We start from the raw sequence: 26,119 nt of genomic DNA on the forward strand, positions 1-26,119 counted from the left end.
CTTTTAGTCGCTATCGGCCGCAACTTTATAATCAGGCGCATCCAGCTCGTGGCTACAGAAAGGCCCTGCCTGTTTTAACAGACTGATGCAATCTTCACTAAGATGCCGCAGCCTGACGCTTTTTCCTTCCGCTATATAGCGGGCGGTCAATTTATCGATGGCCTCGACGCCGCTGGAATCCATTACCCGCGTACGGGCGAAGTCGATCACCACTTCCTGCGGATCCCTGGCTGGCGTAAACAGTTCCTGGAAGCTGGCGGCAGAGGCGAAAAACAGCGGCCCTTCCAGCCGATAGGTCTTTTGCTCGTCGCGCTCTTCCTGTGCCACGATGCTGATGCGGGCATGTTGCCAGGCAAAAACCAGCGCGGAGATGATCACGCCAAAAATCACCGCCATGGCCAGATCGGTATAGATGGTGACCACCGTGACCGCAATCATGATAACCGCATCGGGCTTTGGCATACGTTTCAGACGGCGCAGCGAGCTCCACTCAAAGGTATTAATACAGACCACAAACATAATACCGGCCAGCGCCGCCACCGGCAGCAGGGCAATATATTTAGACAGGCTGACCACAAACAGGATCAGCAATACTGCGCCGACCAGGTTAGAGATGCGTCCACGCCCGCCGGAGGTAAAGTTGATGATCGACTGGCCAATCATCGCGCAGCCCGCAAAGCTGCCAAAGAAGCCGCACAGCGTGTTGCCGATGCCCTGCGCCACGCACTCTTTGTTGCCGTTGCCTTTTTTACTGCCCATTTCATCCAGTACTGCCAGCGTTAACAGCGATTCTATCAGCCCAACCAGCGCGATAATCACCGAATAAGGCAGCACAATTTTCATTGTGGCCCAGCTTAACGGCGCTTCCGGCAGATGGAAGAACGGCAGCGTGCCGGAGATATCGGCCAAATCCCCTACCCGTTTGGTATCCAGTCCAAAGCCGATGGCAATGGCGCTGATAGCAATGAGTGCCGCCAGCGAGCCGGGAATGACTTTGGTAAATTTAGGAAACAGCCAGACGATCAGCATCGCCAGCGCCACCAGGCCATACATGACCGGCCCCTGGTTTTTAATCATCGGGATCTGCGCCAGCGCGATAACGATAGCCAGTCCGTTTACAAAACCGTAGATAGCCGGCTGCGGCACAAGGCGGATAAATTTCCCCAGGCGGAACAGGCCAATAGCCAGCTGGATCAGCCCGGCGAAAATCGTCGCCAGCAGCACGTATTCATAGCCGTGAGTCTGAATAAGACTGACCAGCACCACCACAATCGAGCCGGCCGCGCCGGAGATCATCCCCGGTTTGCCGCCGAACAGCGCGGTGATCAGGCCCAGGATAAAGGCGGTGTGCAGACCGATAGTCGGCGACAGGCCGGCTAGCAGAGAAAAGGCCGTGGCTTCCGGAATAAGGGCCACAGAGACGACAGCGCCGGCCAGAACGTCATTTTTGACGTCGGCAGCCCTGAGGTTGCTCAGTTTGAACATGCTGATTTCCGTTTTTTATCAAATGCAGGTAATTACCGCGCCGCCAGTTTGGGACACAGTTTGAACTCGCCAGAAAGACGAGAAGCGCAACAGGCGTGGAAGGGAGATTTCAGGGTGGCGTAAGCAGGGAGCAGTGCATCCGCGGCGTTCTCCGTCTGTTGTCAAAGATTGTCAGTATGTGAAAACGTGAGCAAGATCTCAACCCCCTTCTCCCACGCGCGGGTAGAAATCCCCGCCATCCAGGCGATAATTACGTGTATAATGCGCAAAAACTTGTGCTAACCAGCTTACCGGGGAAGATTTCTTCTCCTGCAATTAATTAAGGTGATTCAAACATGGGATTCAAATGCGGTATTGTGGGCCTGCCTAACGTCGGGAAATCCACACTGTTCAATGCGTTAACCAAAGCGGGTATCGAAGCGGCAAACTTCCCGTTCTGTACCATTGAGCCGAATACCGGCGTGGTGCCAATGCCCGATTCCCGTCTCGACAAACTGGCGGAGATCGTCAAGCCACAGCGCATTTTGCCAACCACCATGGAATTTGTGGATATCGCGGGCCTGGTAAAAGGCGCGTCGAAAGGCGAAGGCCTGGGCAACCAGTTCCTGACCAACATTCGCGAAACCGAAGCTATCGGCCACGTTGTCCGCTGCTTTGAAAACGACAACATCATCCACGTTAACAATAAAGTTGACCCGGCTGACGATATTGAAGTGATCAACACCGAGCTGGCGCTTTCTGACCTGGATACCTGCGAACGCGCGCTGCAACGCGTACAGAAGCGTGCAAAAGGCGGCGATAAAGACGCTAAAGCTGAACAGGCCGCGCTGGAGAAATGCCTGCCGCACCTGTCTAACGCCGGCATGCTGCGCTCGCTGGATCTGAGCGAAGAAGACAAAGCGGCCATCCGCTATCTGAGCTTCCTGACGCTGAAGCCAACGATGTATATCGCCAACGTTAACGAAGACGGTTTTGAAAACAACCCGTACCTGGATCAGGTGCGTGAAATCGCGGCTAAAGAAGGTTCCATCGTAGTGCCGGTTTGTGCTGCCGTTGAATCCGACATCGCCGAGCTGGAAGATGCCGATCGCGAAGAGTTTATGGCCGAGCTGGGTATCGAAGAGCCGGGCCTGAACCGCGTCATTCGCGCCGGTTATTCTCTGCTGAACCTGCAAACTTACTTCACCGCTGGCGTGAAAGAAGTGCGCGCCTGGACTATTCCGGTTGGCGCCACCGCTCCGCAGGCCGCCGGTAAAATTCATACCGACTTTGAGAAAGGCTTTATCCGTGCCCAGACCATCGCCTATGAAGATTTCATTACCTATAAAGGTGAACAGGGCGCGAAAGAAGCCGGTAAAATGCGTTCAGAAGGCAAAGAGTACATCGTGAAAGATGGCGATGTGATGAACTTCTTGTTTAACGTCTAACCTACCGCTGATACCTGTCAGCCGCAGAGAAAAGTAAATTTTATAAAAAAGCCATCTGTATAGCAGATGGCTTTTTATTTATGAAGCAGTGGTTTTCTCCCACAGGCCTCAACTGAGGATAACAGTGAGCTTTTCTTCATTGTTTTTATCGCTTCCTGACAGGCATTATTATTTTTAATAATATATTGCAGATAGATGTATCCCTGGTCCTCGCTCTTACAATCACTACCGATAAATTACGTCCGTTCAGGTTTAACAGCCGGTATAAGCTATAACTGCCTGCCAGGAGTAAAGAAGCCGCCGCCCGGCTGATTTTTTTCCAGCGCGGTTCGTCGGTCGAAGAGATATCGGGTGCAGTAGAGGCAGGACGCAACCCTAACGGGGAAAATAATATGTTGTGGCATTCCTTCGCCACCTGTTGTTAGCGATGGTGCGCCGTCTCTTTCGCTTTCCACACGGCAAACAGCGTTATCGCCAGCGCCAGACAAACATATAGCGACACCCACAGCGTGCTGCCCATCTCTTTATACAGCGTAGTGATAATTAAAGGTGCGAAACCGCCGCCAACAATTCCGGCAAGCGTATAGGCGAGCGAAGAGCCAGCGTAACGTACATGACCGGGAAACTGCTCGGTGACAAACGCCGCCTGCGGGCCGTACATCATGGCATGGATCAGCAAGCCGCCAATCACCGCCAGCACGATCAATACCGGCTGGGTGCTGTCGAGCAGTACAAAAAACACGAACGACCAGACAACGGCCAGCAGCGCGCCGGTAATGTAAACAGGGCGCCTTCCCCACTTATCCGACAAGGCGCCAAACATCGGCACGGTAACGGCATTGCCAATGGCGCCCAGCATCGTCGCCAGCAGCGCCAGCGGGCGCGGCATATGCAGGACGGTAGTCACATAGGTCAGCGTGAACACCACCACCAGCGCGTACAGCACATCCGACCCGATACGTGCGCCACCGGCAATCAGCAGCTGTTTAGGGTAGTTAAGAAAAACCTCTTTTAGCGGCGTATGCGTGGTTTTCTCCGCCGCCTGCATCGCCACAAAGGTTGGCGTCTCCTCCACGCCACGGCGCAGCCACAGGCCAAACATCACCAGCAGCAGGCTCAGCAGGAAAGGAATGCGCCAGCCCCACGCCTGAAACTGTCCGGCGCTCATGGCTACCGTCACCAGAGTGATAAAGCCGGTGCCGATCAGCGTTCCGCAGGAAGGCCCCACCTGCGCGAAAGAAGCATTGCGGCCGCGCTTGTCGGCATCGCCATGTTCCATCGACAGCAGTACCGCGCCGGCCCATTCGCCGCCCAGTGCGATGCCCTGCACAAAGCGCAGCGCCACCAGCAGGATGGGGCTCCAGATCCCCCAAACGGCATAGCCCGGCAGCAGGCCCATCAGGGCGGTCGTGACGCCCATAATCACCAGCGTAATAATCAGCACCGCCTTACGACCGGCGACGTCGCCAAGATGGCCGAAGACAAAGCCGCCCAGCGGCCGGGAAATATAGCCGACCGCATAGGTAGAGAACGCCAGGATCGTTCCGACCAGCGGATCGAAGCTGGGGAAGAACACGTGGTTAAACACCAGCGCGGCCATGATGTTGTAAACGGTAAAGTCATACCATTCCAGAGCGGTGCCAATCGAGCTGGCCGCCGCCAGGCGCCCCGTTTTTGATTTGCTTCGCTTCGGGCGTACCGCCTGATGCAGCGTGGAGTGCGTATCAGCCATGAGTCACCTCCTGTCGGGTTAATGTCCAGCTAAGGGCATAGCGCTGCACCTCGCCCGTCAGCAGCTCTGCCGCGACGGAAGACAGCCGATCGCAGCATGGCGCATCGCTACAGCTGATAAGTAGCATCGGCAGCATCTGGCGGTTCTCTTTCCCTTCCATCGGCAGCGGCGTGCTCAGATCCGCATCGGGCGTCAGCAGGCTGGAAGAGATATAGCCCGGCGTCTGGCCGATTTGCTGCTGCCAGGCGCTCAGCGCCGCGCTGTCGGCCGCTTGTGCAAGCGTGACCACCGCCAGCTGGCTGCCGGTGCCTTTGCCGTGGGTATGGGTAACCGCGCTGACCCGGCGCATCGGGTTGACCATCTTTTGCAGATTTTTCACCGACCACTCGGTCTGGCGCGTGAACGCCGCGTGATAGTCCACGCTGGTAAAAGCCTCCAGCGATTCGGTTTCATACAGGCCCAGATATTTACGTTCGGCGTTAATCGCCTGGTAGCGCGTGCCGCTTAAAAAGCCGCTGATGGCCACGCGCTCCTCAACGTGTTCATGGTCATACCACTGATTAAAATCCGCTTCGTCATCCGCGCCAATATTGGTGGCGACAAACAGCATGCCGTGAGGTTGCTTCATCTTCAGGATCTCCGGGTAAGGGCAGTTTCCACGGCAACAGCCCAGCTGATTAAGCGGGCATCGTCGCCATGAACGGCAGCAAGACTGAGGCCAACCGGCGCATGACCGGCCGGGTGACAGGGTAAGGAAATGGCGCAGCCATCCAGCATGTTGATAACGCTGGTGTTACGCAGCATCAGGGCATTGATCTCCATATAACGCTGCGGCTCGTCCAGCGAAGCGATAGTCGGCGCGATCTGCGGCACGGTGGGCATCAGCAGCGCGTCGAAGCCTTCCAGCGCCGTGTTGATACGCCGCTGCCAGGCTGCGCGCTGCTGATAAAGTTCAGCGGCATCCTGTTCAGTCAGCTGGCTGCCGCGCTGCAGGCGCATCAGCACCTGCGGATCGTAAGCTTCGGGCCGGGCCAAAGCCGTACGCTGATGCCACTGCCAGGCTTCATAAGCCGTAATACCGCCGCGCGCGTTCAGGGTATTCAGCTCATCCAGCTCGGTAAGCGGCAAGGCCACCAGCGTGGCCCCGGCTTCCCGGAGAAGATCAAGCGCGTACTGCCACGCCTGCGCTACATCCCGATCCAGATCGTCCAGAACGCGAGTTTGCGGTACGGCAAAGCGGGCGTGGCGCAGATCCGACTCCCGCATCTCAAGAGGCCTTTCGGCAATGATGCTGTCAAGCAGCCAGCAGCTGCGAACGTCATGCGCAATAACGCCAATGCTGTCCAGCGAAGGCGCAAGCGGCAACGTGCCCGCCTGATCGATTCGGCTGGCGCCAGGTTTAAAGCCGGTCAGGCCGCAGAGCGCGGCGGGAATACGTACGGAACCGCCGGTATCGGTACCAATAGCGCCCAGACACAGCCCATCCGCTACGGCCACCGCCGCGCCGGAAGAGGAGCCGCCGGGAATACGTTTCTCCTCGCGCCGCCACGGGTTGGCAGGCGTGCCGTAGTGCGGATTGATGCCCAGCCCGGAGAAGGCGAACTCGGTCATATTGGTCTTACCGACTATCGCGGCGCCAGCCCGATTGAGCTTCTCTACCACGCTCGCGTTCGCCGTGGCGACCGGCGCATCGCTTAACAGGCGTGAACCCGCCGTCGTCGCCTCGCCTTTTACATCGAACAGATCCTTAATGCTGATGGGAAGCCCATCGATCGGGCTACGTGATTGCCGGGCTTGCCAGCGTTCTCCCGCCTCAATAGCCTGCTGCGTGGCCTGCGCCTCATAACGAGTGATGAAAACGCGCGAGCCTTCTTTTTCAGGATCGCGTGCGGCAGCCAATGCCGCCTGCGTGAAAGTTTCAGGCTGAACGTTCCCCGCCTGTAGCTGCTGACTTGCCTGCCAGAGTGTCGTCATAGCCGCGCTCCTTATGCAACGACCGGCAGTGCGCCGGTGCGGTAAGTGTGCTCCAGCGTGCGGCCCAGCACCGGATCGTGCAGCGCCATCCGAAACTCGCTGGCCGGACGGATGCCGCCGATAGTGCTCAGCGTGCCGCAGGACATGGCCAGGCCGTCAGCGGCCGTTTCGCCCTCCAGATAGCGCGTAAGCAGCGCCTGTGGAGTCAGCAGCGACGACAGCGAACCTTGTTGATAAACCACCCATTCGCCCTGCTCTTTTATCCAGGAAGTCAGCTCCAGCGCATCCCAGTGCTCCGCCACTTCGCGCATACGCCACGCGCCGCTTGCCACCGGTTTGATGCAGGCCTGCTTGGAAAGCGCCACGCTGAAGGTTTCCAGATAGCGATCGGTGTGATCGGAGGTAAGAGAAACCCAGCACTCTCCGCGATGAAAAAAGACAAAAGGTTCGGCTTCACCGGATGTTTCGTTGCCCACGACTTCCAGCAAGGCGTTCTGGCTGAGCTGATTAGTGGCGACGCGGTAAAAAAGCGGCACTGCACCAGGAGCAGGCACGCCTAACGCTTCAAGCTCCCGAATATGGTGCAGGACGGCATCCCGATCGCGCCCTGCCCAGCCCGCAATAACAAAGCGGGTTACGTCGACATCGAGTCTGGCAGCGGCTTCGTCGCCGGTAATGAACTGTAGGTGCATGGCAAAACCCTCATTTGAAATTAGAGTGAAATTTCACTCGCATTTCAAACTAGCGATTTTCATGCCAGCTTTTTGTGTAATATGTCGCAAAGGCTTAAACAGGAACGGCATCATGAATGAGTCAGCTGGTGAAAATGTGAACCCGATCGAGCGGAAAAAATATCTGTCGCTGAACGAACAGGCCTACCTGGCGTTCAGGCACAGGCTGATCACGCTGCGTTACAAGCCCGGCGATTATCTTAATACCGCCCAGGTAATGGACGATCTGGAAATGGGGCGCACGCCGATCAATCAGGCGATCCACCGCCTGGCTACCGAAGGGCTGCTACAAATCATTCCCCGCAAGGGCGTTATGGTCGCCCCGTTGTCGATCGATGATGCGCTGGAATTGATTGAGGTGCGGCTGGTTAACGAAACGCTGTGCGCGCAGCTTGCCAGCCAGAAAGTAAATAAGGCGCACCTTAACCAGCTGCGCGAGCTGAATCAGCAGATCGGGCTTGCCGGCGGCTCGCGCAACAGAGAGAAAATGATGTTGCTGGATCGCGAGTTTCACCAGGTGCTGGCGGATATTGCGGGCAACCGACGGCTTGCGGATATCCTGAGCGTTATTCACGCGCAGGCGCAGCGCTTCTGGGCGACAACGCTGTCGAGCGTCAGCCATATGGATGAGGTTATCGCTGAGCATAATGAAATTATTGCGGCGCTGGCCTCCGGGGATATTCAGCGCGTGACGGCAGCAACCCGCGCGCATATTGACTCTTTTAGACGCGCGCTGCTCTCTACCTGAAAAGCTGACCGCAGCCTGCAACCGGGGCTGTCGGGCCTGAGTGGTTTAGCGCAGCGATCGGTTTGCGGGGCCGGGATTTATAATCAAAGGAAGATACGCTTCAGCGCCAGAAGACCACTCTGCACGGCGTAATTGATATATTGCTCTTAAAGAGCCGTAAGGCAAAATAAGGCAGCCTTGACGTTCTGCCTTATTGGCCTGATATCCGATCGATTAGATCAGGAAATCGTGCAGCGACTGACCGTTTGCAATGGCATTCTTAACAGGTGTCGGCGTGCGGCCCTGCCCGGTCCAGTATCTGACTTCATTATTGCCGTCGAGGTACTTATATTTTGCGGGACGAGGCGCGCGCTTCTTTTTTGCACGGGCGACGGGCGGCAAATTATTGACCAGTTCTGTCGGTAAAATGCCGTCTTCAAGCATCAGTTCACGGTACATTGCCAGCTTTTCCGCTTTTTCGCGGGCTTCGGCTGCCTGCGCGCTGGCGGCTTCACGACGTTCATTCACGATAATTTTCAGCTTTGATAGTATCTCTTCAAGATCCTCTGTAGCCATATTGCGCGCCTGTGCACGTAGCGAACGGATATTTTTCAGGCTGCTCAGGGTAAAACTCATACATCATTTCCTTAAATCTACTGATTAATAAAACGGCGATCGTTCGCCGTCAGCGGCAAGGGTACCATTTATTGCGTTGTGATTTAAGTTGATGGGCGATAATCAGACGAGTCTGCGGGAATTATATGCAATTAATGTCCTGAAAAAAGGATATAACTTATGGATCCTGCCGGAATCGACATTTATCCGAAAAATGTATTCACTTTCAAAACTACTTGCCTGATTTATACTGATTGTGGAAGTAATTTCCGGCGTCCCGAATATCGTTACCTTTTTAAAAAACCAAAATCGGGTCTGGTAGTATAAAAATCCCTACCGGTAATATCAAAGACAGTTGATATGTTTTATGCTACCAGCAGCAAGGTGGTTATTAGCCACCTGTCTAAAAACCATATTGGAAATTTATAAAATAACTGTAAAAAGATAGCTGAATCGCCTGTACGACAGATTCTCCGCCAGACCATTATTTCACTGAGCAGTCCTGTCGCATAACCTCTGGTAACTATATTAACAATTTCAACCTTTTAAAGGAGGTTTCGGAAAATGCAGCCTCAGAACGTTTGCCGGGAAGACAAGCGGTATCAGCTAACTGCTACGCTGAAAGCGCAAATAGCGGAGCAGCGGCTACCCAGCAGCCTGTGGCGGAGGTTACTTAACCTGTTTATCAGCACTGACGAGCAACAAGCATACTCACAGTTGATAAGCAGTCAGGCCGGAATGAATGAGGAAAATGTCGACCAGCTTAAGGAACCTGAGAACCAAAGGATGCTTTGCGACGTGCGCACTAAAGAATGGCTTCAGTTGCAAATTGTGCAGAACGCACGGCTGACGGAACTTAACGCGCGGGCAGATGGCGAGATTATCGGCACTGGCGTTTCCGATTTCACTCTGGACACCGTGCTCTACCCTTTTGAAGCGAATCGGCAACAGTTTGCGCCTTGCCTTCCCGCTGTCATCTGCGCCGGGATCATGCATCGACAAAGCTGGCTGGAGGTGAGCGCCATGCAAATACTTAGTGCCCTAATAAAGATCATCCAATTAATTAATAACAACTTCCAGGTCAACTTAGTGGCTAATAATTTATTTTTACCGACGCATAAAGCGCAGACACCCTCTTTGGGGAGATAAATTAACCTGCTGGATTATAACTACTTTTTTCCCGTTCCGATGATGTTTCCAGAATTTTCTAAAAAATCTTAAAAAAAGTATATTTTTTGACCCTTCCGTTATAATTAGACAAAAGAAAAACAAGAGGGGGGTATGCAAATGACCGGGGACTCAGTTTTCGAAAAAAGAAAAAATCGTGCCATGGCGATTATGGAAGGCAGGGGGATGTGGCCCAGCATCTACGCCCCTCCGTGCCATATATTTCTGTGGCGGTTGGGGATCCATGTGCCTCCACCGCCCTTCTCAACATTCTGGACGAACTTTTTCAGCTTTGCCGTCGTCTATACGCCGTTCTGGGGGATAGTAATGTGGTTTATTTTCTGGAAATCTCAGGGAGCCACGCTGCTTTATGCCGCTACCTCGACGCTGATAGCCGGTCTGGTTTTCGGGGTGATTATGGCGGCGTTCCAGGAATGGCGAAAACGAGCTAATCATCTGCCAGCGTGGGAAAAGCTATAAAAACGCGGCTGCCGGGCCTGAATCCGGCAGCCGATTTCTCGTGGCCTTTCATACTGCTGCATCATCAGGCTATTAACAGGCGGCCGTCTTTACGCATGCCGTTTCCGGCATGCGGACATCTTCCGCTGAGGTTCCCTATAGCTTTCTTACCCCCTGTTATGTTGTTCCATCATGCCGAACCGCAGCAGCAGCGCTTATCAAAGGCAACTGGCCAATGCGCCTGTGGAGCGCATCTTTCTCAACAGTGCTCAGTGAAGTCTGCATAGAAGCGCTGCGCCACGTCGGGATGCGAGCGCAGCCGCCCTTTTAAATAGTTCCAGCCGACCTCCCGCAGCAGCGGATTTTGCGGATCGCTGTCCGGCCCCTGCGCCAGGTTCGCCAGCGCTTCCGGCAGCTGATATACCGGCACCACGGCGTCAAGCTGGGCGCCAAGAAAAAAGGCGACAGATAAACGCTCCTGTTCCGTCTGCGGCGATACTACTCGGTGCACGGTGGCACGCAGATAGCCGTTGGTCGCCAGCTCAAGCAGCTCCCCAATATTGACTACAAACGAACCGGGTAAAGGCGTCGCCGCTGTCCATTCGCCAGGACGAATCTCAACCTCCAGACCTGGCTTATCATCCTGCAGCAGCAGCGTCAAAAAACCGGAATCCTTATGCGCGCCCACGCCCTGACGCGATTCGCTGTCGGTGCGCCCCGGATAACGGATCAGTTTGATATGTTCATTGGGGAAAGCGCCGTAAAGGCCGTCGAAAGCGTCCTGCGGCAGTTGCAGCGCCTCGGCGAAAGCGCGCAGCAGTTTCAATGCAACCTCAGTCATTTCCTGCTGCCAGCGCGTTAGCACAAGTTGCAGTTCCGGCAGCGCCTGCGGCCACTGGTTAGGCCCCTGCATTCTTTGCCATGCCGGAATATTTGGCGAGACGGGTAGCGCCTCTCGTTCCGCGCCGATATCGAACTGTTCGCGATAATCAGGCTGATTACGGGTTATCTCTACGCCAGCAAGGTTATAGCCGCGAAAATGCGGCGAATTCGCCATTTTGACCCTGAGCTTTTCTTCCGACGGTAAAGCAAAGAACGCGCGAGCAACCTGCTGCACTCTGTCGATCAATGGCTGGTTGATCCCATGATTGATCAGATAGAAAAACCCGACTTCACGTGCCGCCCGGGCAAGCGAGTCGAGCAAGGCTGAACGCTGCTGCGCCGATGCGGTTAATTGAGCGAAATCGATAACCGGAAGCGTTAACGGACTTTGTTGGCTCATGACTTTTATCCTGGCTGAAAGAGGCTTAGTTCCACATTGCCACTCCGCCTGTACTATCTCTACGAACTATTCCTGCTATCTATATGCAAATGTCAGAAGTCATTTTGCCTCGTTTATTACCTGCTCTTTGCGTTAAAACCCGACCAACTCCATCAGCAGAAACGGCTAAAACTTCCTGATAAGAATATAACTATCAGCCAGAAAATAAATACTCAGCCTGGCCCACCAGATTAATTATTAATTTTTATAGCAACTCAATGGAAAAGCTTATTATTACCCAGCCACCTGAAGCTGAAATAATAACCACAAAAACATGATACAGCCTTTTATAACAGCAAGTTAGATTAAAAAATCCCCACAAATATTTAAGTACAGCTTCATTTTAACTGTAAATCTAAATTAGAAATCAAAAAACAGCTATCCCTTTGAATTTTCTACTACACTTACTCTCTTACCCATTCAGAATAAAGGAGGCCGTGTGAAAGAAATCTTTCATACAAACTATTTGAAGTTGATTACGTCAGTGACCTTCTGGGGTAACATTCTGCTGGTAGTGGTGATCACCGCTGTGACTTTCTTCCTGATCCGCAAAGTTATCTCGCTGCTGGAAAAACGGATAGGCTCGTGGGCGGAAGATCATGAAAATCGCGTGGCGCACCGCGTCTTTCTGGACGTGCTGAAAAGAACCCGGGTCACGCTGATCTTTATCGCTTCTTTTCTGTTCAGCCTGCAGTTTATCGTGTTGCCCGGCCAGGTCAGCGGCACCATCCCGCACGCCTGGTTCCTGGTGCTGGCGCTGCAAATCGCGCTGTGGCTGGATCAGGCCGTGCAGTCCTGGCTGCGCTATTCGCTGACGAACTTCGGCCCGGACTCGCACCGCAATCCTGTCACTACCATCATTCTTGGGCTGCTGTTCCGGGCGCTGGTCTGGTCGGTGATGATCCTGTCGATACTCGCCAATGCGGGCGTCAATATTACCGCGCTGGTGGCAAGCCTGGGCGTCGGCGGTATCGCCATCGCGCTCGCGGTACAGACGGTGCTGAGCGACCTTTTCGCCTCTCTTTCAATCGGTATTGATAAGCCTTTTGAGATCGGCGACTTTGTGGTTTTTAACGACGTGGCGGGCACTATCGAACATATCGGGCTGAAAACCACGCGCATCCGCAGCCTGAGCGGCGAGCAGATTGTCTGCGCCAACGCCATCCTGTTGCAGCAAACCATCCACAACTATAAAAGGATGCAGACGCGCCGTATCGTCTTCAGCTTTGGCGTGCCGCTGGCGACATCGGCCGAGCAGCTGCGCAAGATTGGCCCCATGATTGAAGAGGTGATCGGCCGCATTGATAAAACCCGCTTTGACCGCGCGCACCTGGCCTCTTTCGAGTCCGATCGCATTATGTTTGAGGTGGTACATATCCTGAAGTTTTCCGACTATAACCAGTACATGGATATTCAGCAGGAGATTAACCTGCGGATCAAAGAATATCTGGAAGAGACAGGTATTGGCCTGGCCGGGCCGCACCGTTTTGTGACCTTTGAAAATTCGCTGCCGCAGGAGGAACAGCCTGCCTGAGGAAATAGCCAGTACTGCCGGCTATTTTTGCCAGCAGGCGCGGCAAAAACCGTGCTCGCTGGCCGCGCGGCATCCTGACACCAGCCTGGCGATGGGTAACGCCGCTTTCAGTTAAAGAAGCGGCGTTGCCGGTTGCGTCTGATTAGCGAATATCATTAAACTTGGTTTCCTTTAGCACCGCCAGCGTTGCAGCATTGAATCTGGCTCATCCCCTGGACGATCCCATGCCCGTTAAACCCACAGCCGCGCTGTCACGCAGCGATCTCGCCGACCTGAACGCTTTTCGCATGGTAGAACGCCTGCGCAGCTTTACCAAAGCCGCCGTGGAGCTGGGCATTACTACCTCCGCGCTCAGCCACGCTATTCGCAATCTGGAAACGCGGCTGGGCGTGCGGCTGCTGAACCGCACCAGCCGCACCGTTGCCCCTACCGAAGCGGGCGCCAGCCTGGCGCGGCGGCTGAACGTCGGGTTTCAGGAGATCGGCGACGCGCTGGATGAGGTAAATCGCCTGCGCGATCGTCCGGCAGGCCGTCTGCGCCTGAATGTGCTGAGCGACGGCGCGCGACTGATTGTGGGCCGCTATCTGCCAAAGTTCCTCAGCAAGTATCCGGAGGTTGAGGTGGAAGTCTGCGTGGACGATCGCATGGTGGATATCGTGGCGGAAGGCTTCGACGCCGGTATCCGTTTTGGCGGCACCGTGCCGGAAGACTTAGTCGCCGTAAAGCTGGGCGCGGATCTGAAATGGGTTGCCGTCGCTGCGCCGCGCTATCTTTATCACCGCCCGCCGCTGCTGGAGCCTGAAGATCTTCGCGCGCATTCCTGTATCCGTATGCGCACCGGCCAGGGCGTGATCTATAAGTGGGAATTTCGTCAGGGCAACGACTACCGCGTGATCGACGTGCCGGGACAAATTTGCGTCAGCGAAACCACGCTGGCGCTGGAGCTGGCGCTTGCCGGAACGGGTATCGCTTACTGTCTGGAAGACCGCGTAAAAGAGCCGTTGCTGAACGGCGCTCTGCACGTGGTATTGCCCGACTGGTCGCCCGTCGAACCTGCGCTATGCCTCTACTATCCGGGCCATCGGCGCGTGCCGCAGGGCCTGCGCGAACTGATTGCCCTGCTGCGCGAAGAGATAGCGGCAGAAGCACGGCGGGCGCCGCGCCAGATGACCTCAGGCGCTGTCGCCTGATGGCGCTCCGGCGACGGGCCGTCCGCTTTTTCCTGTCGGCGTCGTCCGCTATAGTAATCCTTCGCCAGCCCGTTTCGTCCCGCCAGTCATGGAGCGATCATGAGTAACCCGTCCCGTAAACGTCCACTGAAGCTCAGCACCTCCGTCAGCCTGATGGTCGGCGCGGTGCTCGCCGTGGTTTTGCTGATCGTTCATCTGTTCTATTTTTTCCAGATAAGCCATATCACCCGCGCCGGCGTTAAGGATAAAGCGCTGGCGGTGGCGCGTACCCTGGCCGATTCTGCCGAAGTACAGCGCGGCCTGCTGCTGCCCGCCGATCGCAACATTATTCAGCCGCTTACTCAGGCGGTACAGGAAAGCAACCATTTGCTGTTTGTCGTGGTCACCGATATGCGCGGTATCCGCTATTCTCACCCTGATAAAAACGCCATCAACCGCCCTTTCATCGGCGAGGATTTGCAGCCGGCGCTGGCGGGTAAGGAAAACGTGTCGATCAATCGCGGCCAGCTGGCGCAGGCGCTACGCGTATTTACGCCGATTTACGACGCCCGGCAGCGGCAGATTGGCGTGGTGGCGGTAGGTATCTCGTTGAGCGAGGTCGCGCAGCAGATCGCGCGTACCCGCTGGTCGGTACTGTGGACGGCACTGTTCGGCGTGCTGGCGGGCGCTATCGGCACCTGGTGCCTGGTGCGGGCCTCCCGCCGCGTGCTCTCCGGTCTGGAGCCTTACGAGATTTCGATGCTGTATGAGCAGCGCCAGGCGATGCTGCAATCGATTAAGGAAGGCGTTATTGCGGTGGACGATCGTGTACAGGTCACGCTGATCAACCGCGCCGCGCAGCAGCTTTTTACCGAAGCGCGCCATCCGCAGGACGAAGCGCCCGGCCCGCTCATCGCCAACCTGCGCGAAGTGGTGCAAAGCGGCGTGCCGCAGCGCGACAGAGAGCTGCATTTCAAGGGGCGCGTGCTGCTCAGCAATACCATGCCGGTACGCAGCAAGGGCGTGATTATCGGCGCGGTCTGTACCTTCAGGGATAAAACCGAGGTCAGCCAGCTGGTGCAGCGGCTGGACGGCCTGGTCAACTATGTTGACGCGCTGCGCGAGCGCTCGCATGAATTTATGAACAAGCTGCATGTGATCCTCGGCCTGCTGCATATGAAAAACTACCAGCAGCTGGAAAGCTATATCCTGAAAACCGCCAACGGCTATCAGACAGAGATTGGCTCGCTGCTGATGAAAATTAAATCGCCGGTGATTGCGGGCTTTCTGTTAAGCAAGATCGAACGCGCGACCGATTGCGGCCACCGGCTGATCGTCAGCGAGGACAGCCTGCTGCCGGACTGCGGCAGCGAAACGCAGTCCGCCGCGCTGATCACCATTCTGGGCAACCTGATTGAGAACGCGCTGGAGGCCGCAGACGGCCAGCCCGGCGGCGAAATCAGCGTGCTGCTGCACTATCAGAACGGCTGGCTGGCCTGCGAGGTCAGCGATGACGGGCCGGGCATCCCGGAACCAGATGCTATCTTTGAGAAAGGCGTTTCCAGCAAAGGAGACGATCGGGGCATGGGCTTGTTCCTCGTCAAACAACAAACCGAAAGCCTTGGCGGAAAAATTATTGTAGAGTCCGAACCCGGCGTTTATACGCAATTTTTAGTCCAACTGCCCTGGGATAGAGGAAACAAAAGCGCATGATTAACGTGTTAGTCGTCGATGATGACGCCATGGTCGCCGAGTTGAACCGCTGCTATATCGGCCAGCTGGAAGGATTTCACTGCGTGGGCATAGCCTCGACCCTGCAACAGGCAAAGGAGATGGCGCTGCATGGCGGCATTGATTTGATCCTGCTGGATATCTATTTGCAGCAGGAGAGCGGGCTGGATCTGCTGCCCGCGCTGCGCCAGGCGAAGCAGGCGGTGGATGTAATTGTGATCTCTTCCGCCGCCGATGCCGATACCGTCAGGCAATCGCTGCACTACGGCGTGGTGGACTATCTGATCAAGCCTTTCCAGTTCTCGCGTTTTGAAGAGGCGCTGACCGGCTGGCGTCGCCGCAAGACGCTGATGGACAGCCAGCCCTGGTATCAGCAGGCCGATGTGGATCGGCTGCTCCACGGCGACAGGGATGGGCCAGCCGAAGGCAAACGCCTGCCGAAAGGCCTGACGCCGCAGACGCTGCGCACGCTCTGCCAGTGGATTGACGCGCATCCGGCGGAAGAGTTCTCTACCGACGAGCTGGCCGCAGCGGTCAACATCTCCCGCGTCTCCTGCCGCAAATACCTGATCTGGCTGGCGCAGTGCCATATACTCTTTACCAGCATCCACTATGGCGCAACCGGCAGGCCGGTCTACCGCTATCGGCTACAGGCCGAATACAGCGAGCTGCTTAAACAGTACTGTCAATAACCCGCCAGCGCTCGTCCAGCAGCCGGAAAGGCTGTTGGGTTGCCAGCACCACCTGCTGCTCTCGCGTTACGAAAATGGCCTCGATCTGCGGATAATCCTTCAGGAAAACAAGGCTCTGTTCTACGCCCAGGCCATACAGCAGCGTGGTAAAAATATCGCCGTCGAGCGAACGGTCAGAAATGACCGTTACGCCGAGCAGCTCGTTGTCCAGCGGATAACCGGTTTGCGGATTGAGGATATGGTGATAGCGGCGGCCGTTCAGCTCGAAGTAGCGCTCATACACGCCCGATGTCACCACCGATTTATTGCTGACGGCGACGCTGCCGATCAGCGCGCCCGGCTCGCCAAAAGGCAGCTGCACGCCTATCGCCCATGCCGTTTCGCCTGCGGGTGCATCAAGCGTTTGCAGGTTGCCGCCAAGGTTGATCAGCCCGCAGAAGCAGCCGCGCTGATGCAGAAAATCCCTGACCACGTCGGCGATATAGCCTTTGGCTATCGCGCCCAGATCGATCTCCATGCCGGGCTGCGGCAGAAACACCGTCTGCTGCTGCTCGTCCAGCTGCACGCGGGCGGGATCGGTTAATGCCAGCAGCGCCTGTAGCTCGTGCGCGGGCGGCACGCTGTCGCCCTGAAAACCGATTTTCCAGCGCTTGACCAGCGGCCCGATAGCGAAGTTGAAACAGCTTCCGGCCAGCAGGCTCACTTCCCTGGCGCGTTTGATCAGCGCAAACACCGGCGCGCTGACCGCAACGGGATGGCTGCCCGCCGCCGCGTTCACCGCCATCAGCTGCGAACCGGCACGATTCACGGTAAACAGATTTTCCTGCTGGCGGATCAGGCGGAACACGTCGCCCGCCAGCTTTTCGTCGTGCTCCGCCAGCTTCAGCAGGATGGGCGAGCCCATCAGCACCGCAGAGTAAGCGTAAAGTCGCGCGTCAGCTGGCATCGTGGCTCTCCGGTGTGTTAATGATGCAGGGCGAAATCAGCCGCGTGACGTCCGGCCAGCGTGCCGAAGATAATGATATCGGCAATAGCGTTGCCGCCGATACGGTTACCGCCGTGAATGCCGCCGACGACTTCACCCGCCGCCCATGCCCCGGCAATAACCTGCTGCTGCTCATCCAGCACGGCGGTATCGCTGTTGATGGTGACGCCGCCCATCGTATGGTGCACGCCGGGCGCGATGCGGATGGCGTAAAACGGCCCCTGGTTCAGCGGATGGCGCATCGCGGTCTGACGACCGAAATCCTCATCCTGCTGGCGCTCGACAAACAGGTTGTAGCGCTCCAGCGTCGCCAGCAGCGCGTGCAGATCCATATTGAGCTTGATCGCCAGCTCCTGCGGCGAAGACGCGCTGACCACAAAGCCTTTGGCAAGGTATTCGTCGGCCGCCTTGTTGTTCAGCCTGACCTGTTCGTCAAAAATCACCCAGGCGCTTTTCTCCGGCAGCGCGATAATATCCGCCGACACTTTATCGCGGGTCGCCATCTCGTTGCAGAAACGGTGTCCGGCCTGGCTGACCAGAATGGCGCCGCCGCCGCGAATCGATTCGGAGATCAGATAGGAGGTGGTTTGCTCTACCGTTGGATGGATTTGGATTTCGCCCATATCCACCGTGCCCGCGCCAAGTTTTTGCAGCAGCGCGATACCGCTGCCGGTCGCGCCCTTGTGGTTAGTGGTGACAAAGCCGTCCAGCTCCGGCCGGTAATGGGTGACCATCTCGCGGTTGGCGCTGAAGCCGCCGGTGGCAACGATTACGCTGCGGGCGTTAAGAATGCGGCTGTCGTAATATTCATCGACCACCTTCACGCCGCTGACCCTGCCGTCGGTATAAATGATCTCTTCCACCGAGGTTTCCAGCAGCACCTCGATATTGCGCTGGTTAATATTTTTCACCAGGCCGCTGATCAGAAAGCCCCCTACCGCCGAGCGGTCTGCCGGACGATGGGTGCGGTCGATGCTCATGCCGCCGGTGATGGTGATATCGTTCAGCTCAATGCCTTTCGCCGCCAGCCATTCGATAGCCTCAGGCGCCAGCTCCACAAACTCTTTCAACAGCACGGGATTGTTTTTGAAATGGCCGCCTTTCAGGGTTTCTTCATAAAACAGCGTTTTGCTGTCCTTGATGCCTTTCAGCTTCTGGAAGCGCGTTTCCGCCGCGTTCATGCCTACCGAGGCCTTGATGGTATTGCCGCCGATGGTCGGCATTTTTTCGATAATGGCCACGCGCGCGCCTTCGTCATGCGCCTGGATAGCCGCCGCCAGGCCCGCGCCGCCGCTGCCGATAACCACCACGTCGTAGTTTTGCGGCGCCTGCGGATTGCCGCCCTCTTCTATTACATGCTCTTTGCTGGAGGTAGCGAGCGCCCGCGAAACCGCTTTTTTCAGGGCTTCACTTTGGGTGGTGGCGCCGGTAATCGCATCCACATGCGGGCTGTTAGCAACCAGAATGCGGTTGCGCAGGCTTTCGAAAGTGGTGGTGAAATCGACGTCGAGCGTATCGTCCGGCACCAGCGTGATATCGGTAATGCGATCGGTATCCAGCGCGACGTTGATTTTTAGCTTCAGCGCCTCCGCCTCGACTTTTTCCTGATAAACGCCCGCTTTATATTTGCGGCCGGTCGCGCTCATATCGCGGATCATCGCATCCACCAGCGAGAAGCGCCACAGCGGCTCGGGGATTTTCAGCGCCTCGCGCCGGTTGCTGTCGATATAGAGTTCCAGATGGTCGTTGTGAATAATGCGATCGGCCCAGTCAGGATAGGCGATGCAGGCTTTGCCGATTGCCACCAGATCGAAACCGTGCTCCAGCCCGCTTTCGGCATCGGCTTTATTCACCACGCCGCCGACGCCGATCACCGGAATTTTTGCCAGCGTTTCGGAGCGCATAGCGCGGAATTTGGTAATCAGCGGCGTGGGATCCTGGGTGTCGACGATAGAAGGCCGCAGCAGCTGCCCTACGGAAAAATGCACGTAGTCCAGCCCGCGCTCGGCGAGTTTTTCCAGCAGATACATCGTGTCGTCAAAGCGAATACCGGGGACTTCCAGCTCTTCCGGCGAGAAACGATAGCCGATGATAAAGGTATCGTCCGCGAAGCGTTCGGCCATTTTATGCGTGATATCCAGCACCGCCAGCGGGAAGCGCGTGCGGTTATCGCGGCTGCCGCCCCACTGGTCGTCGCGCTGGTTGGAATTGGGCGAATAGAACTGCTGGATCAGGTAGGTGTTCGCGCCGTGCAGCTCCACGCCGTCGAAGCCGGCCTTGATGGCGCGGTTCACCGCGTCACCGAATTTGGTGATCATCACCTCAACTTCTTCGCCGGTCAGCGCCTGCGGCGTGGTGGCGCCTTCACGCGGCGCGGCGATGGCGCTGGGTGCAACCGGCGTTCTGCCGCCGATCAGCTCCGGCTCCACCATCCTGCCGCCGTGATAAATTTGCAGAATAGCCTGCGAGCCTTTGGATTTGATCGCGCTTGCTATCCGCGCCAGGCCCGCGATTTTGTTATCGCTGTCAATGCCTATCGCGCCGGGAAATGCCGGCCCTTTGGGATCAATAAAACAGCACTCCACGATCACCGCGCCCAGGCTGCCGGCACGTTCGCGATAATACTCTACCAGTTCACTGGTGACGGTGCCGTCGTAGAATCCCGTACAGGTGGTCATTGGCGCCATTACCAGACGGTTTTTTAATACGGCGCCATTCGGCAGCGTCAGCGGATTAAGGATCGGGGTGAGCGTGTTCATTATTATCGACTCCAAAATTTAAATTTTTGAACCGTGTTACATAAGAAACGTTTTCGCTTAATTAACGGGTTCTGCTTTATGCAATAAATATATCAATTCTGGATTTATTAAATCGGTTAATTTAGTTATTAAACTTTTTAAATTACCAGAAACAATTACCGCATTATGTCACGCCGTCACCGCTCTGATTGTTACTCATTAGTTAACTAAAAGCAAACTCCAATTGCCACCTAAAAATAAAACCAATAAAATCAATACACTAAAAATATTACCAGCTATTTCAGGAAATAAAAACGTAACAGTAAACTGCTCTACACGTAACAATTTTGGGAAGGCAACCAGGGAAAATGCATTTTCCAAAAAAAAGAACAAAATGGCTGGAAATATTTATTGATCCAGATCAATATTATTATTCAGGGCGACCTGCATTATCTTCACAGTTCCTTAATAGTATGTTAAAAACATGTTTAAAAAGGTCATCCTGTCACCAGGGTCGCGGTAAATAAGCCCGTTTAAAAAGGGCGTAGCCATTAACCGGGACATATCTCTTTTATTACTGTTAACTTGCAGATCAACACTATGAAAACAAAATCAACGTCGAGTGGATCGCCCGCCTCACCGGGAACCAAAAAACGTCTTGTTATGCTTTTTCTGCCCGTGCTGGTCACGGTGCTGCTGCTGCTGACGCCGGTCCCCGGCGGGCTGGAGCCTTACGCCTGGCGCTTCTTCGCGGTGTTCGTCGGCGTCATCGTTGGCCTGATCTTCGAACCGTTGCCCGGTGCGGTGATCGGCCTGACCGGGGTGGTGGTCATTGCCCTGTTCAGCCACTGGCTGCTGTTCAGTCCGGCCGAGCTGGCCGACCCCAAATTCCAGGCCGCCACGCAGTCCTTTAAATGGGCGGTCAGCGGGTTCGGCAACTCTACAGTCTGGCTGATTTTCGGCGCGTTTATGTTCGCCGCGGGTTATGACAAGACGCAGTTTGGCCGCCGTCTGGCGCTGATCCTGGTGAAGTATCTGGGGCGACGCAGCCTGACGCTGGGCTACGCCATTACCTTCGCCGATCTGCTGCTGGCGCCTTTCACCCCGTCCAACACGGCGCGCAGCGGCGGGACTATCTACCCGATTATCGCTAACCTGCCGCCGCTGTACGGTTCCAAACCCAACGATCCCAGCGCGCGTAAAATTGGTTCTTATTTAATGTGGGTGGCGATCACCGCAGCCTGTATTACCAGCTCAATGTTCCTGTCGGCGCTCGCGCCTAACCTGCTGGCGCTGGCGCTGGTGAAAAGCATCGTGGGCTTCGATATCTCCTGGGGGAACTGGTTCCTCGCCTTCCTGCCACTGGGCCTGCTGCTGATCTTAACCATGCCTTTACTGGCCTACTGGTTCTATCCGCCGGAAGTGAAGATCAACGACGAGGTGCCGCGCTGGGCAAAAAGCGAGCTGGAAAAACTGGGCAAGCTGTCGCGCAACGAAATGCTGCTGCTGCTGTTTGTCTGCTGCGCGCTGCTGATGTGGATTTTCGCCACCAGCTGGATTGAACCGGCCATGGCGGCGCTGCTGGTCGTGGTGCTGATGCTGTGGACGGGCGTACTGAACTGGAACGATATCACCAGCAATAAACCGGCCTGGAACACCTTCGCCTGGTTCGCCACGCTGGTGGCGCTGGCGGATGGCCTGGCGCGCGTCGGCTTTATCGCCTGGCTGGGCAAAGAAGGCGGCCAGCTGCTGACCGGCATCGATCCGCAAGTGGCGGCCGTGATGCTGCTGGTGGCCTTCTTCCTGCTGCACTACCTTTTTGCCAGCACCACCGCTCATACCACCGCGCTGCTGCCGGCCATGCTGACCATCGCTGCCGCCATTCCGGGCATCAATATGCCGGTCTACTGCCTGATGATGGTGACCTCGCTCGGCGTGATGGGGATTATCACCCCATACGGCACCGGCCCCAGCCCAATCTACTACGGCAGCGGCTATCTGCCGACCAAAGACTACTGGCGGCTTGGCACTATTTTCGGCGCGATTTTCCTCGGCGGCATGATGCTGATTGCCTATCCGTGGATGGTCATGATGTTCTGACCGTAAAAAACCCAGGCTGACGGGCCTTTTCCGGCCCCGGCCTCTTTCCTTGCCGTGGCGCACGCTACGGCTTACCAGGTGAGCAAAATGTCAAACAAACCTTTCGTCTATCAGAACCCTTTTCCTCTCGCCCCTGACGAAACCGAATACTATCTGCTGAGCAGCGATCACGTTTCCGTCAGCGAATTCGCCGGTCAGGAAGTGCTGAAAGTCGAGCCGGAAGCGCTGACTTTGCTGGCGCAGCAGGCGTTTCACGATGCCGCTTTTATGCTGCGTCCCGCACACCAGCGCCAGGTCGCCGCCATTCTGAGCGATCCGGAGGCCAGCGAGAACGACAAGTATGTGGCGCTGCAATTTTTAAGAAACTCCGAGATCGCGGCGAAAGGCGTGCTGCCAACCTGCCAGGATACCGGCACGGCCATTATTATGGGCAAAAAAGGCCAGCGCGTCTGGACCGGCGGCGGCGATGAAGCGGCGCTGTCGCAGGGGGTTTACAACACCTACAGCCAGGATAATCTGCGCTACTCGCAGAACGTCGCGCTGGATATGTATCGCGAGATCAATACCGGTACTAACCTGCCTGCGCAGATCGATCTCTACAGCGTGGACGGCGATGAGTATAAATTTCTCTGCATGGCTAAAGGCGGCGGCTCCGCCAACAAAACCTACCTGTGGCAGGAGACGCGCGCTCTGCTCAACCCCGGCAGGCTGGAGGCCTGGCTGACCGAGAAAATGCGCACGCTGGGCACGGCGGCCTGCCCGCCTTACCATATCGCCTTTGTGATCGGCGGCACCTCGGCCGAAAGCACCCTGAAAACGGTCAAGCTGGCCTCAACGCACTACTATGACGGCCTGCCGTTTGAAGGCAATGAGCATGGCCAGGCGTTCCGCGATCGCGAGCTGGAGCAGGCGCTGCTGGCGGCCGCGCAGAAGCTGGGGCTGGGCGCCCAGTTCGGCGGCAAATACTTCGCCCACGATATTCGGGTGATCCGCCTGCCGCGCCACGGCGCTTCCTGCCCGGTCGGCATGGGCGTTTCCTGCTCCGCCGACCGCAATATCAAAGCGAAAATCAACCGCGATGGCATCTGGATTGAAAAGCTGGAGGATAATCCGGGACGCTATATTCCGGCCGAACTGCGCCAGCAGGGTGAAGGCGAGGTGCATCAGATTAACCTCAACCGGCCGATAGAAGAGGTTCTGGCGCAGCTGTCGCGCTTCCCGGTTTCTACCCGGCTTTCGCTAAGCGGTACCATTATCGTGGCGCGCGATATTGCCCATGCGAAGTTCGCCGAACGGCTGGAAAGAGGCGAAGGTTTACCGCAGTACCTGAAAGATCACCCCGTTTACTACGCCGGCCCGGCCAAAACCCCCGAAGGCTATGCTTCCGGCTCGCTTGGCCCGACGACCGCCGGACGAATGGATTCTTATGTCGATCGTTTACAGGCCAACGGCGGCAGCCTGATTATGCTGGCGAAAGGCAACCGCAGCCAGCAGGTGACCGACGCCTGTCGCGAACACGGTGGCTTTTACCTGGGCAGTATCGGCGGCCCGGCGGCGGTGCTGGCGCAGCAGAGTATCAAGAGCCTGGAGTGCGTGGAATACCCGGAGCTGGGTATGGAAGCGGTATGGAAGATTGAGGTGGAAAACTTCCCGGCGTTTATCCTGGTCGATGATAAAGGCAACGACTTTTTCACGCTGATTGCGCAAAATCAGTGCGGTAAATGCGCTAAATAATCAGCGGCCCCTTTATCGAATAAAGGAGCCAGCCATGAGCGCGCCAGATAAAGGCTGCTGGCGCGCTAATACAACGACAGTGCCCTGCCCGTTACATGCCCTGTAAATTCGCTTCTTATCCACCCTGTTTATTTGCTGGCGCTACTTATCCCCTGTAAAAAATAACCTACACCCCATCTCTGGGGGAAACAGAAGCGCGCAGTAAAAATGAACCTGATAAAATACCACAGGGTTATTTTTGAAAAACGACTGGTAAAACAAGCGGGTCTTGTTACGAGCCTGGCTATAACGATGAAAAGCTCCGTTAAGAAACAGAACACATATTCCGCCCATCTTCTTTATACTATTTCAGGAAAACGTCATTCGTTTAAAAAGAAGCGCGCAGACTATTATTTATTATTCTCCGAAGCGTCTTTACTGGCAGACTGAAGAATAAGCGCGTAGCGCGCCAGCAGCTGTTTTAAGCGATTCTCTATTTTCCCTCTTAATACCGGCGATAGCGGATTCGACTCAAGCTGACGCAACAGCTCCTCTGCGGGCTGCATCGCTTCCAGAGGCTGCCGAAGAGTGACCAGCTGAGCCTCGAATTCCGTATAGGTAAGACAGCCAGCGCGCTGCTCCTCCGGCACCTTCACCAGCGCCAGCATTTTTTTTAATCTCAACCGCGCCGTATGCCACAGCACCAGCTGCTCCCTGGGCAGCGCGGCCAGCATAACGGCCTCCTGCCAGTTTTTATCCTGGCCGCCCAGCTCTGGCGTAACCTGGCGGGCCAGCAGAGCAATCCGCTGCGCTTTATCCGGCTCGGGCTGCATCAGTTGCAAAGCCCACGAGCCTAAAGCGCACAGCAGGCAGGCGACAACCATGCCGGCAAAAAAGCCCCGGCTACGCTCCCAAAAACTAAAACTGACCGTGAGCGCGCCAGAGCTGGTCATATCACCCGGCACGTAAACCAGCGGCGTGAACTCATCGCTACGGCCGGCCCGCGCCAGGGTCGCCCTCGTCAGCATGGTCCGGTCAGTTTTGAGCTGGCGTTCCGGCACGGTAAGCTGCGCTATAAGCTCGCTGATTTGGATATTCAGGCGATCAAGCTGGCTCAGATGCTTGTAGGCCAGCACCTCAAGCGTGTTGACATTTTGTTCCAGCTGCGCCTGCAGTCGGTAAAGCAGATCGAGATCGCTCGCTTCCGGCTGAAGCTCCTTAAGCCGTTGTTGCATCCCGGCGCTCAGCCAGGTCACAATCGCCAGCCGGGCGGAAAGCGGCTGCGGCCAGAGCGTCGGCCACTGATGTTTCATCATTGCCGTAATGATTTCAAACCCTTCGCACAATCCCGGCAGCCCGGCGCTGTGCGCCCTGGCCAGCGTATACCAGGCCACGCTTTGCAAATCCATGCCGTTCGCCCGAAAAAGCGCGATCGCGAGCGCCTCCACGCGCTGCCAGTCCGGGCCTGACTCGCCAGGCTGATTGAGCAAGGCGATTTCCTGCCGCAGGGCGGAAAATTCCGCCAGCGCGCGAGGATCGCCGCCTGTCTGCAAAATATTGTCGCCGTGTGTTGTCATGCCGGTTGTTCCTTTTTTCCAATAATTCTGTCAATCCCTGAATGGACCTCAAGCGTTTGCGTCAATATACTTTCCCACGTCACGATAAAAAATTTTCCTCAGGACAGAGGATAAAACCGTGATGTCACCCTAAAGTCACCTGTAATATATTAACCATAATAGTGATTTGCAAAAGTAATTTATCGTTCCTCGTTGCAATGAGGATGCTTCTTCACAAAACAGGCGGCTTTTATTTTCATTAT

The 26,119-nt window shown here is 56.1% G+C and carries 20 protein-coding genes; 10 read left to right on the top strand and 10 right to left on the bottom strand.

Annotated features, from left to right (window positions below; all coding sequences use genetic code 11):
- Nucleotides 1–3: 3 nt before the first annotated feature.
- Nucleotides 4–1,485: a SulP family inorganic anion transporter gene (locus tag AB6T85_RS15545; RefSeq protein ID WP_301729684.1), complete on the bottom strand. Its 1,482-nt coding sequence runs from the start codon at nucleotides 1,483–1,485 to the stop codon at nucleotides 4–6.
- A gap of 335 nt (nucleotides 1,486–1,820) precedes the next feature.
- Between AB6T85_RS15545 and ychF the strand changes: the two genes are divergently transcribed.
- Complete coding sequence (gene ychF / locus AB6T85_RS15550; protein WP_253454506.1) at nucleotides 1,821–2,912, top strand: redox-regulated ATPase YchF; 1,092 nt, start codon at nucleotides 1,821–1,823, stop codon at nucleotides 2,910–2,912.
- A gap of 421 nt (nucleotides 2,913–3,333) precedes the next feature.
- On the opposite strand, the gene AB6T85_RS15555 is transcribed toward ychF, so the two are convergent.
- Genes AB6T85_RS15555 through AB6T85_RS15570 form a run of 4 tightly spaced genes read right to left on the bottom strand, consistent with a single transcriptional unit; the run spans nucleotide 3,334 to nucleotide 7,310 of the window.
- Complete coding sequence (locus AB6T85_RS15555) at nucleotides 3,334–4,644, bottom strand: MFS transporter (protein ID WP_253454507.1); 1,311 nt, start codon at nucleotides 4,642–4,644, stop codon at nucleotides 3,334–3,336.
- Nucleotides 4,637–5,272, bottom strand: coding sequence for a hypothetical protein (locus AB6T85_RS15560; protein WP_369896057.1), 636 nt, complete (start codon nucleotides 5,270–5,272; stop codon nucleotides 4,637–4,639). The genes AB6T85_RS15555 and AB6T85_RS15560 overlap by 8 nt, the downstream gene beginning before the upstream one ends.
- Nucleotides 5,273–5,274: 2 nt before the next feature.
- Nucleotides 5,275–6,618, bottom strand: coding sequence for an amidase (locus AB6T85_RS15565; protein ID WP_369896058.1), 1,344 nt, complete (start codon nucleotides 6,616–6,618; stop codon nucleotides 5,275–5,277).
- Nucleotides 6,619–6,629: 11 nt separating this feature from the next.
- Entirely contained in the window at nucleotides 6,630–7,310 is a 681-nt protein-coding gene (locus tag AB6T85_RS15570) for a DUF2848 domain-containing protein (protein WP_253454510.1), read from the bottom strand.
- A 112-nt stretch (nucleotides 7,311–7,422) separates the two neighbouring features.
- On the opposite strand from AB6T85_RS15570, the gene AB6T85_RS15575 reads away from it, so the two are divergent.
- Nucleotides 7,423–8,097, top strand: a complete 675-nt coding sequence (locus AB6T85_RS15575) for a GntR family transcriptional regulator (protein ID WP_253454511.1) — start codon at nucleotides 7,423–7,425, stop codon at nucleotides 8,095–8,097.
- A gap of 213 nt (nucleotides 8,098–8,310) precedes the next feature.
- Here the strand turns inward: AB6T85_RS15575 and AB6T85_RS15580 are convergent, their stop codons facing one another.
- Complete coding sequence (locus tag AB6T85_RS15580) at nucleotides 8,311–8,712, bottom strand: H-NS family histone-like protein (RefSeq protein WP_253454512.1); 402 nt, start codon at nucleotides 8,710–8,712, stop codon at nucleotides 8,311–8,313.
- A 543-nt stretch (nucleotides 8,713–9,255) separates the two neighbouring features.
- On the opposite strand from AB6T85_RS15580, the gene AB6T85_RS15585 reads away from it, so the two are divergent.
- Together AB6T85_RS15585 and AB6T85_RS15590 are read left to right on the top strand one after the other, a co-directional pair.
- Complete coding sequence (locus AB6T85_RS15585) at nucleotides 9,256–9,840, top strand: hypothetical protein (RefSeq protein ID WP_369896061.1); 585 nt, start codon at nucleotides 9,256–9,258, stop codon at nucleotides 9,838–9,840.
- A 138-nt stretch (nucleotides 9,841–9,978) separates the two neighbouring features.
- Complete coding sequence (locus AB6T85_RS15590) at nucleotides 9,979–10,338, top strand: DUF6404 family protein (protein ID WP_369896105.1); 360 nt, start codon at nucleotides 9,979–9,981, stop codon at nucleotides 10,336–10,338.
- A 238-nt stretch (nucleotides 10,339–10,576) separates the two neighbouring features.
- Here AB6T85_RS15590 and AB6T85_RS15595 read toward each other — a convergent pair whose 3' ends face one another.
- Nucleotides 10,577–11,599, bottom strand: coding sequence for an isopenicillin N synthase family dioxygenase (locus tag AB6T85_RS15595; protein WP_369896062.1), 1,023 nt, complete (start codon nucleotides 11,597–11,599; stop codon nucleotides 10,577–10,579).
- 478 nt (nucleotides 11,600–12,077) lie between these two features.
- On the opposite strand from AB6T85_RS15595, the gene AB6T85_RS15600 reads away from it, so the two are divergent.
- From AB6T85_RS15600 to dcuR, 4 genes are all read left to right on the top strand, one after another.
- Complete coding sequence (locus tag AB6T85_RS15600; RefSeq protein ID WP_253454516.1) at nucleotides 12,078–13,172, top strand: mechanosensitive ion channel family protein; 1,095 nt, start codon at nucleotides 12,078–12,080, stop codon at nucleotides 13,170–13,172.
- 224 nt (nucleotides 13,173–13,396) lie between these two features.
- Nucleotides 13,397–14,362: a LysR family transcriptional regulator gene (locus AB6T85_RS15605; RefSeq protein ID WP_253454518.1), complete on the top strand. Its 966-nt coding sequence runs from the start codon at nucleotides 13,397–13,399 to the stop codon at nucleotides 14,360–14,362.
- A gap of 99 nt (nucleotides 14,363–14,461) precedes the next feature.
- The gene (locus AB6T85_RS15610; RefSeq protein WP_369896065.1) at nucleotides 14,462–16,054 is read left to right on the top strand and encodes a sensor histidine kinase; all 1,593 of its coding nucleotides are present in this window, start codon (nucleotides 14,462–14,464) and stop codon (nucleotides 16,052–16,054) included.
- Nucleotides 16,051–16,764 (top strand): two-component system response regulator DcuR, encoded by a 714-nt coding sequence (dcuR, locus tag AB6T85_RS15615; protein WP_369896066.1) that lies wholly within the window; start codon nucleotides 16,051–16,053, stop codon nucleotides 16,762–16,764. The genes AB6T85_RS15610 and dcuR overlap by 4 nt, the downstream gene beginning before the upstream one ends.
- On the opposite strand, the gene AB6T85_RS15620 is transcribed toward dcuR, so the two are convergent.
- Nucleotides 16,745–17,710 carry an FAD:protein FMN transferase gene (locus AB6T85_RS15620; RefSeq protein WP_369896067.1) on the bottom strand — a complete coding sequence of 322 codons (966 nt, stop codon included), beginning with the start codon at nucleotides 17,708–17,710 and terminating at the stop codon, nucleotides 16,745–16,747. The two genes, dcuR and AB6T85_RS15620, sit on opposite strands and share 20 nt — an antisense overlap.
- Before the next feature lie 17 nt (nucleotides 17,711–17,727).
- Entirely contained in the window at nucleotides 17,728–20,508 is a 2,781-nt protein-coding gene (locus tag AB6T85_RS15625; RefSeq protein WP_253454522.1) for a flavocytochrome c, read from the bottom strand.
- Nucleotides 20,509–21,087: 579 nt separating this feature from the next.
- On the opposite strand from AB6T85_RS15625, the gene AB6T85_RS15630 reads away from it, so the two are divergent.
- Together AB6T85_RS15630 and fumA are read left to right on the top strand one after the other, a co-directional pair.
- Entirely contained in the window at nucleotides 21,088–22,587 is a 1,500-nt protein-coding gene (locus AB6T85_RS15630) for a DASS family sodium-coupled anion symporter (protein ID WP_125289686.1), read from the top strand.
- Nucleotides 22,588–22,674: 87 nt separating this feature from the next.
- Nucleotides 22,675–24,321, top strand: a complete 1,647-nt coding sequence (fumA, locus tag AB6T85_RS15635) for a class I fumarate hydratase FumA (protein ID WP_253454523.1) — start codon at nucleotides 22,675–22,677, stop codon at nucleotides 24,319–24,321.
- Nucleotides 24,322–24,710: 389 nt separating this feature from the next.
- Here fumA and AB6T85_RS15640 read toward each other — a convergent pair whose 3' ends face one another.
- The gene (locus tag AB6T85_RS15640; RefSeq protein WP_253454524.1) at nucleotides 24,711–25,877 is read right to left on the bottom strand and encodes a type VI secretion system ImpA family N-terminal domain-containing protein; all 1,167 of its coding nucleotides are present in this window, start codon (nucleotides 25,875–25,877) and stop codon (nucleotides 24,711–24,713) included.
- Nucleotides 25,878–26,119 lie beyond the last annotated feature (242 nt).

Origin of the sequence: Erwinia aeris (assembly GCF_041224955.1) — a bacterium.
GTDB lineage: Bacteria > Pseudomonadota > Gammaproteobacteria > Enterobacterales > Enterobacteriaceae > Erwinia > Erwinia aeris.